Annotated in this window: 13 protein-coding genes; 4 read left to right on the forward strand and 9 right to left on the reverse strand. The window is 48.7% G+C overall.

Annotated features, from left to right (window positions below; translation table 11 throughout):
* Positions 1–23 precede the first annotated feature (23 nt).
* The gene (locus DACE_RS03345) at positions 24–551 is read right to left on the reverse strand and encodes a cytochrome c3 family protein (protein WP_005998317.1); all 528 of its coding nucleotides are present in this window, start codon (positions 549–551) and stop codon (positions 24–26) included.
* Positions 552–813: 262 nt separating this feature from the next.
* Positions 814–1,353: a gamma-glutamylcyclotransferase family protein gene (locus DACE_RS03350; RefSeq protein WP_005998318.1), complete on the reverse strand. Its 540-nt coding sequence runs from the start codon at positions 1,351–1,353 to the stop codon at positions 814–816.
* Positions 1,354–1,828: 475 nt separating this feature from the next.
* Here DACE_RS03350 and DACE_RS03355 point away from each other — a divergent pair, with 475 nt between their 5' ends.
* The 3 genes from DACE_RS03355 (at position 1,829) to DACE_RS18930 (ending at position 3,890) form a co-directional block, all read left to right on the forward strand.
* Positions 1,829–3,043 (forward strand): FprA family A-type flavoprotein, encoded by a 1,215-nt coding sequence (locus tag DACE_RS03355; protein WP_040366066.1) that lies wholly within the window; start codon positions 1,829–1,831, stop codon positions 3,041–3,043.
* A gap of 69 nt (positions 3,044–3,112) precedes the next feature.
* The gene (locus DACE_RS03360; protein ID WP_005998320.1) at positions 3,113–3,460 is read left to right on the forward strand and encodes a DUF3024 domain-containing protein; all 348 of its coding nucleotides are present in this window, start codon (positions 3,113–3,115) and stop codon (positions 3,458–3,460) included.
* A 64-nt stretch (positions 3,461–3,524) separates the two neighbouring features.
* The gene (locus DACE_RS18930) at positions 3,525–3,890 is read left to right on the forward strand and encodes a VanZ family protein (protein ID WP_005998321.1); all 366 of its coding nucleotides are present in this window, start codon (positions 3,525–3,527) and stop codon (positions 3,888–3,890) included.
* Between the two features lie 90 nt (positions 3,891–3,980).
* On the opposite strand, the gene DACE_RS03370 is transcribed toward DACE_RS18930, so the two are convergent.
* The 4 genes from DACE_RS03370 to DACE_RS03385 all read right to left on the reverse strand — a co-directional run bounded on the left by DACE_RS03370 (position 3,981) and on the right by DACE_RS03385 (position 8,138).
* Complete coding sequence (locus DACE_RS03370; RefSeq protein ID WP_040366068.1) at positions 3,981–4,199, reverse strand: hypothetical protein; 219 nt, start codon at positions 4,197–4,199, stop codon at positions 3,981–3,983.
* A 333-nt stretch (positions 4,200–4,532) separates the two neighbouring features.
* Positions 4,533–5,387: a TIGR04282 family arsenosugar biosynthesis glycosyltransferase gene (locus tag DACE_RS03375; protein WP_005998322.1), complete on the reverse strand. Its 855-nt coding sequence runs from the start codon at positions 5,385–5,387 to the stop codon at positions 4,533–4,535.
* A gap of 259 nt (positions 5,388–5,646) precedes the next feature.
* Positions 5,647–6,294 carry a TetR/AcrR family transcriptional regulator gene (locus tag DACE_RS03380; RefSeq protein WP_005998323.1) on the reverse strand — a complete coding sequence of 216 codons (648 nt, stop codon included), beginning with the start codon at positions 6,292–6,294 and terminating at the stop codon, positions 5,647–5,649.
* A 473-nt stretch (positions 6,295–6,767) separates the two neighbouring features.
* On the reverse strand, positions 6,768–8,138 hold the full coding sequence (locus tag DACE_RS03385) for a sensor domain-containing diguanylate cyclase (protein ID WP_162013584.1): 1,371 nt from the start codon (positions 8,136–8,138) through the stop codon (positions 6,768–6,770).
* 961 nt (positions 8,139–9,099) lie between these two features.
* Between DACE_RS03385 and DACE_RS03390 the strand changes: the two genes are divergently transcribed.
* Positions 9,100–10,290 carry an OprD family outer membrane porin gene (locus DACE_RS03390; protein ID WP_005998326.1) on the forward strand — a complete coding sequence of 397 codons (1,191 nt, stop codon included), beginning with the start codon at positions 9,100–9,102 and terminating at the stop codon, positions 10,288–10,290.
* Between the two features lie 302 nt (positions 10,291–10,592).
* On the opposite strand, the gene tnpA is transcribed toward DACE_RS03390, so the two are convergent.
* The 3 genes from tnpA to DACE_RS03405 form a co-directional block, all read right to left on the reverse strand.
* Entirely contained in the window at positions 10,593–11,021 is a 429-nt protein-coding gene (tnpA, locus tag DACE_RS03395; protein ID WP_040366070.1) for an IS200/IS605 family transposase, read from the reverse strand.
* 280 nt (positions 11,022–11,301) lie between these two features.
* Positions 11,302–12,657 (reverse strand): alginate export family protein, encoded by a 1,356-nt coding sequence (locus DACE_RS03400; protein ID WP_005998328.1) that lies wholly within the window; start codon positions 12,655–12,657, stop codon positions 11,302–11,304.
* A gap of 206 nt (positions 12,658–12,863) precedes the next feature.
* Positions 12,864–14,786 carry a methyl-accepting chemotaxis protein gene (locus DACE_RS03405; protein ID WP_050769963.1) on the reverse strand — a complete coding sequence of 641 codons (1,923 nt, stop codon included), beginning with the start codon at positions 14,784–14,786 and terminating at the stop codon, positions 12,864–12,866.
* Between the last annotated feature and the right edge of the window lie 81 nt (positions 14,787–14,867).

A 14,867-nucleotide genomic window follows, 5' to 3' on the forward strand; every position in this document is an offset into this window, starting at 1 on the left:
CCAGACAAGATAATTTCAATTCGTTACAGATTTTCGCTGTAGGCATAACTGGATTTGGGTCGATGCACCAGGTAGCGATGGCAGTCGGTACACCGCTTTTCGTAGCCCTGCCGTGCATAAACAACCGTACGATGGGCCAACATGGCTCCGCGTTTATCCGGCAGATACAACAGGTTACGATGACATTTCATGCACTGATCATTATGAATATCCGCCCAGGCATGACGACGGTTCTCGGCCCTGTCATACTCATCGAGCGTAAAGTGGGCAATCACGTCCTTGAGACCGTGATACGCTTTGGCATAAAAGAAATCGAACGTGTCGTGAGGAGCAGGCAGGTGGCAATCCATACAATCCGCCACCACCCCCTGCGCATTGAAACCATGACTGGATGTTTTCCAGTCACGATAGGCAGGCTGGATCTCGTGACACATAGCACAGAACTGCGGCGTCGACGTTCGCACCATGGTGTAATAGCCCATACTCATCAACGGCACTCCGAGAACAACTCCCAGTAATACCAGCAATGAGGCCTTCATCCATGTTCTCATCTAACCACCTCCTTCCAGAGACACAGGTCTTGGGATGTCGTGGTACGTAACAAACATGACTATTCACACGGATTCAGTCATTGAAACCGTGTGAACAGTCCGTGTGTGAAAATGGATTCAGCTATCCTGCAATGATGAAACAGGAGCTGTCACAATAAGATATATTTGCAGCACCCCATTTAATTGATTTAATTTCCTGTTGGTGAAGTATAGATGATGGGCTTTGGCATTCAAGCTAACGGCTGGATTTTGTGGAGAATAATCAGGAAGAAACATTCAAGCGATTCAGAAACGCATGAAGCGATTGCGCTAACTGGCTATGATTACATAAGGTTCGCTCGATCACATATGCTTGATACTCCGAGGGGAGACCATGCTCTTTCATGCCGATTAACAGATGGCGGACATAATCAAGTTCGGTCTTCAAACCACAACGTGGATGCTTGGCGCGATAGGTCCAGACGCAAATCGGATCATCACTGCCTTTGACCCGTACGCCAACCTGTTGCCGGCGATAAGACTCCCCTTCAAGCTCAATCCGGTCCAAGGTCATATGGTTGTGATAGCCAAAAACCAACGGGTCAGGAATCTCATAGACAACCCCATAAACACACCGCCCTGACGCATCTGCAACAATATCCGCCGCAGCACAATTGTTGTGGTGGCTCCACACCGTATAATCGAGATAAAAGCACTCAACGGTTCGTGCCACGCCGACAACCTGCGCCTGACCATCCAGACGGTCCGGCCCGTTCAGGCGAGTTGTGGACAGATTGGAACCGTATTGAAACACCAACGCCATAGTTACTACCTCCCGCCCCGGTTTCGCAGCATGTCATTTGTGAGAAAATCGCGCTAACAGGATGTTGAGAAAGTCCCATCCGGGGCTTTTCCAATGACGCAAGCCGAAAATGCGATTTCCGTCTTGCTTACAAAATCAAGGTCTTGAAAACCTATCCTTGATTTCGGTCGCCCGTCCATGGGCTCCACAGGCTGTTTTTCAACAGCCTGCTAAAAAAGAGCACAACACAACAGGACGCTAGCGGAGAATGTTTCTGTTTGTGTTAGAATACCAACATTTGCTCAATAAGCACATTAATGCAGTATACGCTTTATTCAGCAAAAACAGGGGGTTGTCATCTTATTGAAATTTGACTACATTGGTCAGGTAAATTTCAACCATGCCCCTCTCAACGATGCAGAGGTTCATTCGCACGTGCAAGCAGGCCAACGCAGCAACCTGCTTCAATGCTTATCCACCGAAAGGACGATTCAACATGAAAGCAGTTCAAATCAGTGACGGGATCTACTGCTTACCCGTTAACCTTGAAAGCTATCAATTGTTTGAAGGCATGTGGCCGATGCCCAACGGCATCTCCATCAACAGTTACGTGGTTCAGGGTGAAAAAACAGCTCTGATCGACCTGATCGAAGATATCAACGACAAGCCGGCTGAGTTTCAATCCGAGCTGCAGTCCATCGATCTGACACCGAAGAGCTTCGACTACCTGATCATCAACCACATGGAGCCGGACCACACCAGTTGGATTCCGACTCTGATCAAAGAAAATCCCGCTATCGAAATCTATTTGACCAAGAAAGCGGCAGCGGTGCTCAACTCATTCTTTTCTATCACTGAGCATACCCATATCATCAAGGATGGTGACACGCTCGATCTTGGCGGCGGCAAAGTGCTGCAGTTTTTCGAAACGCCCAATATCCACTGGCCGGAAACCATGATGACCTTCGAGCAGAGCAGCGGCACGCTGTTCTCCTGCGATGCGTTCGGCGCTTACGGCACGGTCAACGATATCTACTTTGATGACCAGCTTTCCAAAGAGCAACACGACTTCTTCCACCAGGAAGCCCTACGCTACTACGCCAACATCGTGGCCAGCTTCTCGACCTTCGTCAACAAAGGCATTGCCCGCCTCGATGATCTCGACATCAAGGTGATCGCTCCGTCCCACGGCATCATCTGGCGGGAAAACCCCAAAGCGATCATTGACGATTACCACCGCTTTGCCAGCTACATGAACGGCCCGGCGGAAAAAGAGATCACCCTGATCTGGGCCAGTATGTACGGCAACACCGCCAAGCTGGTCGACAGCATCATCAAAGGCGTAGAGAGCGAAGACGTGCCCCTGCACGTACATCGCGTGCCCGATGAGCACGTCGGTATTATCCTCGCCTCCGCATGGAAATCATCCGGCCTGATCCTCGGCATGCCCACCTACGAATACGAGATGTTCCCGCCCATGTCGTGGGTATTGGATATGTTCCGCCGCAAAAAACTGTGGAACAAAAAAGTCCTGCGTTTCGGCTCAGCCGGTTGGTCCGGTGGCGCCCAACGTGAACTGGATCGCATCACCGAAAAGAACAAATGGGAGTTCATGGAGCCCATCGAATGGTTCGGCGCTGCCGGACAAGAGCAGCATGATCTGGCCGTGCAACGCGCCGCTGAATTAGCACGGACGATCAAAGAAGGTTAAACCCTTTATTTAGTTCAAAACACGAAAGCCCGGCCACTCAGGCCGGGCTTTCTGTATGCAGGAATAATTATGGCAATCAGTGAATTTGAGATTAAACGTTACAAGAAAATTGTGAACCACTACATTGAAAGCCATCGCCCGGAACCACACATTCGCAACCAGGTGGATCTCTCGTTTCGAATCGAAAATCAAAGTGTGATCATTTTTGAAATCAGGGAAGTATGGAACCAGCCTGGTAAAAAAATGGAGTCGCCTATTGCAAAAGCCACATACGTTAAAAAAACAAATTCGTGGAAACTTTACTGGCAACGTGCTGACCTGAAATGGCACAGATACGAGCCAACCCCAGAAGTAAAAACAATAGAAGTTTTTTTAGCCGTCCTTGAAAAGGACGAGTATGGCTGTTTCTGGGGCTAAAGCGTACAATCAACCAACGTGTTGCTACAAGGGCAATTCTCGAACCGGTCTCTCTTGAATTTATATGACGACACTCATAAATATCGTTAAAACATATTGGATCAGCTTAACTCTGTTGGTTTTGACCGCAATTACCCTTCTTTCACTTTGGCCGTTAGACAGTTTACCAGCCGTACCCGGCACAGATAAAACGCATCACTTTATTGCTTATGCTTGCCTCATGTTGCCCACAGCACTTCGCAAACCAACGTACTGGAGAGCCTACGGGGTCTTTTTCATTGCTTATAGCGGAGCAATTGAACTGATTCAGCCATATGTAAATCGCTATGGTGAATGGATGGACCTATTCGCCAATAGTACAGGTGTGCTATGTGGAGTTCTTATTGCGGAACTGATAACGTTCATAACATCTGCTCAATCGGCAGAGTAATCAATGATAGATTGATCGCACAAATATTGAAAACATCCCGCCATAATTTTTCATAAAATATAAGAAATTATTTAAAATTATAGGTGCGAGTCACTTTGATGCTTTTGTGCCCTGTTGGTCGCGTTCTTCAATAAGTTGCTGTTTGAGTAATTGACATATAAGAACTGGTTTTCCATCCAACAATCGATACATCCGGTAACCACAATTACCGTAGCCACTGCAAGCGTGACATTTTATGTCCTTTATATCAAAGCCCTCAAGATCTTCTGGTTTGAGCTCGAAGTCTTTTCGAGTTTTGTGTGTGGCCATGAGTTTAGTCCTCCTGATTTTTATATAGGACAGCAGAAATGACATCCCGACCTATCATCACGTTGTCAGATTGCCACGTGTTCGACCTCCGGGAGATCACCGCTTCTGTCAATTACCCGATACGTTTTTTTGCTCTTTCGTTGGTTCTCGGCAGAATTTAATGCCTTTGGGGACCCGTTTTCCCGATAAAACGCAATGCCGCGGCCGTTGTGGCCTCCGCTGTTGCCCCACCCTAAATCGGGCCTCGCATGCGGACCAAATTGTTGGCCGCTGCTGCCAGGGTAAATGTTGCACTGCTCGCTGCTGCAGTCTGCCGCGAGCCTGTTCTCGCTCTCAGTCGTCGATCCCTTCGCGCGAGTCCCGCAGCTCATTTGGCGGCACGATGACCTCGAGTCCGAGTTCCCGCACCGCAGCGAGCGTGCGCGAGGGAACTGTAATGCTCTCGAAGCGGGCGCAATACTCCATGGCTTCCATCAGGGTCAAGGCGTGCAGCAGGTCGAGCATCGTGTCCACATCGGGCACGGCGGGCAGATAGAGCGCGGGGATCTCATTTGCTGCCGCCTTCTGAATGTAGGCGGGAAGCACAGTCAGGCCGTCCGGATTGTAGAAGACACCGCTGTGATCGATGCGGGTATCCTTGGTCCAGCCAACCAGTGAGACACCCATCTGCTGATCTGGAGAGAGCACGATGCCGCCCCCCTCGAGGTCGCACAGCCGTTGCAGTTTCTCAAAGCCTTCGATGACGACGAATTTCTCCAGAGTGGGCATATCAGCGCCATACGACAGGATCGTGGTACATCCGCGCTCAAAGACTTGCTCAAAGGCGTGGTTGTAGTGTTCGTCAAAGCTCGCGCCACTATCGCTGATGACCGTAAATTCCCTCGGCCATGGTCCGGCATCCGCAAGAACCTGCTCCATAACAGCGATATTCTCTGCGGGGGTTGTCGAAATAAAGATATCGTAAATATCTTCCAGATCGCCGGGCCGTCTCTTAGCGGCTTGCTTCGCTTCGAGGTCGGCAAGCGCGTCGCAGGTGATCTCCAGCAGGTCAAGAAGCATGCACTTGTAGAGTGAGGCGGCGATCTCCGGGGTGTACCACCCGTCCTTGATGGTGCTTAACCGGGTTTTCACGAGGCCGGGCACGGGCGGTTTGCTGAACAAGAGAATGGCGTTGCGTCGTATGGTCATGACTGGCGCTCCACAGCTTTCGGTTAGGGTTGGGGTTGCACATACTGAGTTCGCATACGCTGGCCCAGGAGCAACGCCGTCAGTGAAAAAAGGGGGCAAGTCTATGTTTAACTAAACCTCATTGTAAAGCTGGCTTTGAACATAGCAAGACAACCATGTTTCTGGAGTCCTGCGCCCTTCATTTATGTCATTGTACATAGCACCTGACAGCGCACAAAGATTTCACCGCCGGTTGCGACCATGCAGTTCCCCTGCCCGATCAGGCCTTGATAGCATCCCAGGCGTTGTTGATAAACTCTTCTGTGTACTCTTTGAGCGGTTTTGGCAGCACTGATTCCAGGTGGAGCATCACCGGGCGCAGAATCGCCCCAGTGTACGTTACCGAACACGCAAAATAATCCCCCGATTTGATATCGTTGGCAGCAATTCCTTCTTTAACAATATTTCGCACGATTTCAAACGGCTCACTCAACAGCGGAGACATATCGTCTACAAACTCGGAATGGCGCATGAACATCAGATACTCGATCATCGCAGGGTCGGATTCCGTCAAATCGAAAACCAACTCGGTAAACGCCCGCAATTTTCCGTAGGTGGTGGTGTGCTGTGCAAGGCGTTTTTGAAAGCTGACCATGAAACGGATACTCAACTCTTCGTACAAAGTGCGAGCAATATTCTCCTTGCTGCCGAACTGATTGTAAATAGCACCGGTACTGACGCCGGAAGCTGCGACGATCATGGGGATAGTCACCCGGTAATAGCCCCTGCTGACAAAGAGTTTGTGGGCGGTTCGAAGGATTTTCTTTCGTTTGGCTTCCGGGTTGATAGTGCGGCTCTTGGCAACTGGTACAGGGCGCTGTTTTCTTACTGAAGTGTTTTCGTTTTGTCGTAATTTCAGATAATTCATTTCTTTCCCCAAAGCTCTTGTTGAGGCCACTTGGACCAACAGGACATTCACATCATTACGGCGACAGACATTACTATGCTGTATTTACAGGTGTTTTGCCTGACAGCGACACCCGGAGCGGATATACAGTGCCTGTGCATGGCAGAACATTTATTCTTGAAAAAAGCAAAAAACATACCTGTCGAGAGAAAGAATTTTAAAAATATATAACCTTATGAAAATACAGGATATTTATTTAGGATAACGGTTGCTGGATAAACAATGGACATGTTTAGTGGTTGGCTAATTCTCAAATTGACATCTCAAACAGAGAGCGCTAAGCCTGTTTCTCTTCAATGGTGCGATGCCTGGGAACAACACAGTGAAGCATGATCTGCTGGGAAGGGTCTGTCTGTTCTGCTTTTAGCGGGATATGGGGGGGGGAAATCAGTCCGGGGACGTTTAATCTTTCGTGTCAGCAAGTCAGGCGATAATCATCTGACCATGGCCTCATAATAGACATTAATGCGATTTCGTCCATCGGCCTTGGCGTAGTACATGGCAATATCTGCCGTCTTGATCAGGTCGTGTTCATCATCGGCGTGAGTTGGGTAAACAGACATGCCGATACTTGAAGAAACATCGAGGGTTTTGCCATCCACGACAAAGGGCTGATTCAACTCTTCTCTAATTTTTTCGCCGATTTTCACACCATCTTCGATGGTTGCCAGAGTTGGCAACAAGATGACAAATTCATCGCCACCAATTCGGGCAACGGAGTCGGTTTTTCGCCGCAAGCAGCCACAGATTCGCTCTGAAACGGCTTTGAGCAGCACATCACCAACATGGTGTCCATATTGGTCGTTGACGGGTTTGAATTTGTCGAGATCCAAAAAGAGCAGTCCAACAAGCCTTTTTTCCCGATCAGCTTTGATCAGCGCCTGCTTCAAACGGTCGAAAAACAGGCTACGGTTGGGCAGGCCGGTCAAAACATCATAGTAGGCCATCTTTTCGACCTCTTCTTCCATGATTTTCCGATCTGTAATATCGTAGAACCACCCGAGCACAGCAGATTTGTTTTCATATTCAACGGCGATATAAGATGCGAGAACCCACTTAACCCAGCTGTTACCATCCGGCGAGCACAATTCAACCAGTTCATTGGTGACCTGCTTGCCATGACAAAGTTTGCGCATCATGTCTGCATAAACATCGGTGTTTGGATAGTAGGCTGTTGTCACAATACTCAGAATCTGGTCGGGAGTTGTATCGATCAAGGTCATATAACTGCTGTTGGCAAAAAGAACCTGGTTGGTTTCAGCATCGGCAATGCGTGCAGCAATCGGACTGCTTTCGAGCATTTGCCGAAACCTCAATGCACTTTCAATCGCCTGATGCCTCAGGTTGCAATTCTCTTCAAACTGCAAACGTAGTTGTTTTGCACTGGGTAACAAAAACAGCAGAAACAGGGTCATCATCGTGGCCATACCAAGAGACATCTTGTCGCCAACAGTGAGAAGAAAGACGATATGGGGAACTAACACAGAGAATAGATAGCTATTCACACACACACGATCAACAGCCATTGTGATCGCTGCCCCGGCACTCAAACCACCAACGGCAAACGAGATATAAATTTTGTGACTGAGGCTTTCCTGTGGTGTCAACACGACCCCGCCGACCCCCCAAAGAACACCGGTGATAATCGCACCAAGACGAAACCAAAACAGCCAGTCAAGTTGTTTGGCAGCGCCACTACGGTATTTTTTCCAGTAAAGGTGAAACAGGGCTCGCCCGAACAACACGACTCCCAGTAACGCTGACCATCCATACAGGCGTTCGTGGGCAATAACAGAATTGAACACAAAAATGATCAGCACAAGAAGCAGTGCACTGATCCCAACCGAGCTCGGCAGATTGGAATAAAGAAGTCTGACCCGCTCCTCCTTCAAAGTATCAGAGGTTCGTACATGCTCAGTGTGCTGAGAAAAGCCCGAAAATAGGCTGACGAAGGAAGGCATGAGACGTTGTCTTTCCAGAGTAGATAAATGATTCCGATCATTTATCTTTCAAACAAAGTTACAGATGGCTAAAAGATTTTACGGAATAACGAACTTCCCATCAAAGGCTAACGGACACACGTGCATCAATTAAAATAGACAAATCTAATTTAGAGCCCTAAATTAGCACAAGTAGATATTTTTTCAATCTTTTTCCTTCCTTGGAGCTGCTGTCAAAACGAGGCAGAATCCTCTTCATTGTCACCGATCTCCCCCCTCTCTACCGATGAATTACCGCTCGATTCGCAACTCCCAACTTAAATCGCCTTTGCATGTTTAAGGAGCATCAATCACATTCTGCCGGTTGCCTTTCCAGAGCCAAACTCCGCAAACAGGAAGAACGCCTACCGGGAGGCTATGACGAGTCTCTTTGAAACGGCGTGAGAGAAGCCAAGTTATCGAATCTCTAGGATTTATCGGTACCGCATCGGCCATTATCGTTCTGATCTCAATTCCTAAATTGACAATTCAAAAATAAACAGAAAAAACTCTTTAATTTCGAGTAATTACTCCACTCCGGCCTAATTTCCTGCTGTTTTTCAAACTCAAAAGAGGACAAACTTCACATTTTTCCACTCAAAGAAACACCTGCAATAACAACACCTTACGCTATTTTTCCATTTCAGAATTGTTGGCATACAAGTCGCAATTAAGCAACCGTACCGTGGTGCAGTCTGTGTCTTTTGCACAGAGAAGCACCGTTAACCGAAGTGATGGTCTTGCCAACCATCAGTTACTTATCACCAGAAGCTAGGAGGAAAAACGCATGAGAAAAATGGTTGTTTGTCTATTGCTGCTCTGCCTGTCCACACCGGCCATGGCTGCAGACAATCTAAAGGAGATGTTTGCCAACGGTACATTTAAGGGAGAAATTCAACTGTTGCAATTTACCAGGCATTTCGATCGGACTACGACTGATCGTCAGGACCGCGCCCTAGGGGGATCTTTCTATTATAGAACAGATAGCTTCAAGGGAATCAACCTGGGAGTTGCTTTTGCCAGTACAAACAACCTTGATAGTGACGATGATAAGGGGACCTATGGCTTGCTTGCTGCTGGACACGATAGTGTAACGCGCCTGCAAGAATACTATGTTCAGTTTCATTATTTCGATACAACCGTCAAGGTGGGTGCTCAGGAAGTATATACTCCGTTCCTGTTCCCTCATCCGTTCCGCATGATGCCCAGATCGTTCCGTGGGGTTTCAGCGGTTAACCAAAGTTTTGACAATCTGAAACTGATGGCTTTCTACCTGAAATCAGCCGTTGATTGGGACGATGAAACCTTTGGTGATATTTCAAAAGCGATCAATCCGCAAATCGATTCTGAAGACGTGTATATCATCGGCGCCAGCTACAACGTTCCGGTTGAGGGCATGAAGGTTAATGTTCAAGGCTGGGGATTCTCCATGACTGACGTCTTCAACCAGACCTATTTCTCCGCTGCCGCCAGTAAAAAGATGGATAACAACATGGTGCTGCACGGTGGAGCCAAATTCTTCACCCAGAACTCTCAAGGTGATGAACGCAATGGTGATCTCGATACCTACCAGTATGGTGTGAACGCTGGGCTTGCTGCATTCGGATTCGACCTGACTGCGTTCTATTCAAAAACAGGTGACGATGGAATCGTTGACCGTTGGGGTTACAACAAAGCGATCATTCAGCAGGTTTGGCACACAGGTATTCTGGCTGACGAAGACGCTTATGCCGCCAAGCTGTCCTACGACTTTGCTGACGTCGGAGCTAAAGGCCTCAGCGCGTATGTGTTCCATACGGAATACGACACGCACGATTCAAACCTCAATGATAAGGCCGAGACCGATTTGAGCGTTCAGTATGCCTTTTCCGGTGACTATAAAGGCCTTGGCCTGCGTGCACGCTACGCCATGATCAACACCAAAGGCGGTGGTGAAGATTTTACCGACACACGTTTTTACATTACCTATAAATTCTAAGTCCTCCTGATCCCTTCCAAACACAACTTACCAATGTGTTTGGCTTTATACCCCTCCTGAGAATACTCTCTTCCAGGAGGGGTTTTTTTGTGGATGTTCAGCAAAGAGATCAGAGTGCCCAAACAGATAGATCGCCCGGTATCGTACTGTTGACACCAGGTTTAAGAGCGGTTCAATCACTTAAGAGCACGGTATATGTTTCTTCTGTGTCATCAGCGTTCTATGGCGTTGCCATAGATTCCCCCGGCTAAAGCCGGGGTTCTAAGGCTTACGCCAACTAATTGCTTCGCAATCAGTTAAATTCACAGCACCTCACGGTGCTGACCTGAATCCTGGCGTCCTTGGTACTCTACGTATCTTTTGATAGTTTCTTCATCAACTCCGACACTACTAACAAAGTAGCCCGGCGACCACGTGACGTTTTCCAACCAATAGACTTTTGATAACCATTTGAACTTCTTCCGCATTCTCGACGACGATTGGCCCTTCAATTTTCCCATGACATCTGAAATTGAATATTTCGGTGGGATAATCATGACCATGTGCAGGTGATCCTCATCAAAGCCAATCGTCTCTATTTCTACGCCGGGCATCTGACGTAACAAGCCCGTAAGCACCTTTTCAAGGTACTTACAGACACCAGGCTTCAGGATCCTCCGGCGGTATTTGCATACCCATACAACATGGTATTGCAAACGATAGGCACAATGTGAAGCGATACGGACTTCCATTTCTCAACAATACCGCCTCCGGGCTCATTCATCCACGGCTAAAGCCGTGGTGTTCTGTCTTCGACCGCATAAACGGCCCTGATTGTGGTCGCCCATCCTTGAGCTTTCAACAACCTGCTAAACCTGGCCTGGAAGGCAGAACATCAAGCAGTAATAAGAATCAGAACAGAACAAGAAAACGCCCGCACAGATCTCTATGCGGGCGTTTTCTTGTTCTGTCTTGCTTGCAAACTCACGTGAGCCCATCCATGGGCATCACAAGCTGTTGTCCAACAGCCTGCTAGAATCGATAACTGTATTGAATCTGAGCGAACACCCAATCAGCGGCGACATTGTCAGCAACGTTTTTTGCAAACTCTCCCGGCCAGAAACGGCTGTAGCCGGCTCGAATAGAAATTTTCTCCCCTTTGACCGGGCGCAAAGCCGGCAGCTGCCATTGAACGATCAGATCGAGCTCATCACCGACATGGGAGCCGCTCTTTCCAGTCTTGTCGCGGTAGGTTTTACTACTAAGGGACCAGCCGTCCTGCTTGGCCGCCAACCAGAAACGATGCAGTTCCATGGTCAGCTTGAGATGTTTGCGTGGTTTGGCCATCACCGTGGCCTGGACTTCATGCAAGTTACTCCAAGAGAACAGGTTGATACGACCGTACATGCTGTCACGTGCCCCGAATACGCCGAGAAATGTCTGACGGGTGCCGTCATCAGGATCGCGATCCCCGGAGGCATAACAGTAATCAACTTTGATGGTAGGCTGCCAAGGTACGTGCTTGAAACAGTGTCCGAGACCGAAATGAGCACCCCAGGCGCGTAAATCGTCCTCACCGAAATGCCCCCACTGGCCAACCAGAGTTGCATCCAGAATCATAGGACCGATCAGACCGGTAACACGGCTGCCCAAGCTGTGACACACCAGATCATCCGTACCACTTTCAGCACTGAACGAACCATGTTCATCGTATTTGATCACATAAAAGGGCTCAATCGCCCAATCGTCACTGATTTGAGCATGGCTGTAAAAACCACCACCGTAGTTTTCATGGCGATGACGCAGAGAAAATTGTTCCGGCTCGTGGATAATGTGCGCGCCCCACAGCAGATCAATAAAATGATCCCCCGAATGCCACGACAGTTTAGCGGCATCCCAGTGGTAGCTACCGCTGTTACCCCAGTTACCGGGACCAAAGATGCGGTTGTCACCGTAGCAGATGGATTGACGGCCAATGCGTAACGTCAGATCGTGCTCTTGGAACGGCTTAAGCTCCAAATACGTCTGATAGAGTTCCCACTGGTCTTCATAGGGGTTTTTCTGGTGATCAAGGCGCTTGTTATAAAAATAGGAATCGGCATCAAGATCACTGTCAAACACGCGTGAATCCTGCATGCCGACGGCAACGGTCAGCCAGTCGTTGGCACGCCAGCTACCGCCGATGCGCAGGCGCTGCAGCCAGAATCCATCACAGCTTTCCCCTTTGGCGGGCTGTTCCCCATACGCCTTAAGGTTGAAATGGTGCTGATATTCATAACGGTAGCGCAGATCGACATAACCGGAAAAGGTGGATGCTGCCAAGGCCGCCGAGCTAAAACACAGGGTGGCACATACGATCAGAGTAACAATAGAAGATCGGCGGATCATGATCATTCCTTTCTTTTAGCAGGATGTTGAAAATATCCCGCCTGGGAGCCTTTCAACGACGCAAGCCGAAAATGCGATTTGCGTCTTGGTGACAAAATCAAGAACGTGAAACTGTCCTTGGTTTTGGTCGTCCGTCCACGGCCTCCACAGGCTGTTATTCAACAGCCTGTGAAATAAACTGGAAACGGCCCTTAGTTGTCTGTTTCTTATTGGAGAAGCAGCCTGTCTTCAGGGATCTGTAACGAACCATCTTCGCTTAGTTGAAATTTCTTGAGTGTGTCCTGAAGTTGAGCGGATTGTGATGACAATTCCTCTGCAGACGCGGCACTTTCTTCGGCCATCGCCATGTTCTGCTGAGTTGCCTGATCAATCTGGTTGAGGCCAACATTGATCTGTGCAATACCGTTGGCCTGTTCTTCTGACGCCATCGCGATCTCTGCAACCAGCCCGGAGACATTGCTGATCTCTGTGACGATGTTGATCAGTTCTTTCGACGTATGTTCCGCGGTCTCTGCGCCCGATGCGGTGAGTGAAACGGCCCCTTCGATCAGATCCGCCGTTTCCTGAGCCGCTTTGGCACTTCGCGCCGCCAGATTACGCACCTCTTCAGCAACAACGGCAAACCCTTTGCCATGCTGGCCGGCACGAGCCGCCTCAACGGCTGCATTCAATGCCAGAAGATTGGTCTGAAAAGCGATCTCGTCGATGGCTTTGATAATCTTCGAAATCCCCTGACTTGATGTCTGGATTTTATCCATGGCCTGGACCATCTCTTCCATCTGAGTGTGTCCCTGTTCAGCATAATTTTGAGCAGAGGACGTCAGGTCTTTGGCACGCATTGCTTTTTCAGCATTGGAGTTGCTTTGCGAGGACAGTTGGGTCACGGTTGCGGTGATCTCTTCAAGAGATGCTGCGGATTCTGTCCCGCCCTGGGACAGTGATTGCGCCGCACTTGAGATCTGATTGCTGCCTGCAGCAACCTGTTTACTGACAATCGTTGTTTCAATCAGGGCATGGTCGAGGTTGGCAAGCATCTTTTCCATGGCCAGACCTAACGTATCCCGATCTGAAAGCAGAGGAACCCTGACGCGCAAATCACCGGCAGCAACCTTACCGATAATCTCTGCACGCTGCCCCAAACTTTCCGCCATTTCGTTAAGAGCCTTACTGAGTTTGCCGAGTTCGTCGCTGCGTTGAACATCGATCCGCAAAGAGGTATCCCCCTGCTGCACCGCTTCAGCAAGAGTCACTCCTTTATTCAGTGCAGAAACGATGGGGGCAACCAGAAGGAAAAGGACGAGGGCAACCACAAGCGCAAGAACACAAGTGCTGGCAATGTTGATATTGCGAACCTGATAGGCCGAAGCATAGATATCTTCCGGTGAAGCCGTCACACCAACCGTCCATCCGGTTTTCGGGTCAATGTTAAAGGTAAGTATTTTCTCTTCGCCATTGAGCATATAGGAGACAATCTGATTCATATTCTCAGATTTCATCATCTCCTTACCGATCTGATAATCGCGCGTGTTCACTTTTAAAATGCGCTTCTTATCCGGGTGGGCAATCAGTATGCCATCCGCATCGGTGACAAAGGCGTAGCCCTCTTCTCCAATTTTCAACGGATCGATAAAATACTTGGAGAAACCAGAAAGAGCCACAGCCGCAAACAAAACGCCTTCGGCCTGCTGATCATTTTTAATCGGCACGGCCACCACAAAAATCGGTTCTCCGGTGTCACGACTGGCAACCGGTTTTGACAAAGAAGCGTGCCCTGCCATCGCTTCACGAAAGTAGGAGCGATCGGCAAGCTTCAATTTGCCGACAACATTTGGGTTACTGCCGGCAACAACAAGCCCCTGGTTATTGAGAATGACGAGGTTCTCGTAAAACGGATAATCGGTTTTAATTTTTTCCAACAATGCGTTGGTCTTGTCGGGTTGAGCCTGGTTTTGAAGTACCAAGCTGATAAGTGAATTGCGAGTCAGACTGTTCAGGTCTGTTTCAATATCATTCACCCAGGAGTCGATCTGCTTTTGGCAAGTTTGAATGGTATTGGTCATATTGTGACCAACAGCGTCCCGGATAGCGTTTTTTGAGTAATTATAAGAGATGGTTGCGGTTATCAGCATGCCGATAATCATGACTGACGTTATGGAGAACAAAAGACGATTTCGTAAACTATGAGACCAGCGCATTATTTAATTTCCCTT

Source organism: Desulfuromonas acetoxidans DSM 684, from assembly GCF_000167355.1.
In the GTDB taxonomy this organism is placed as follows: Bacteria; Desulfobacterota; Desulfuromonadia; order Desulfuromonadales; family Desulfuromonadaceae; genus Desulfuromonas; species Desulfuromonas acetoxidans.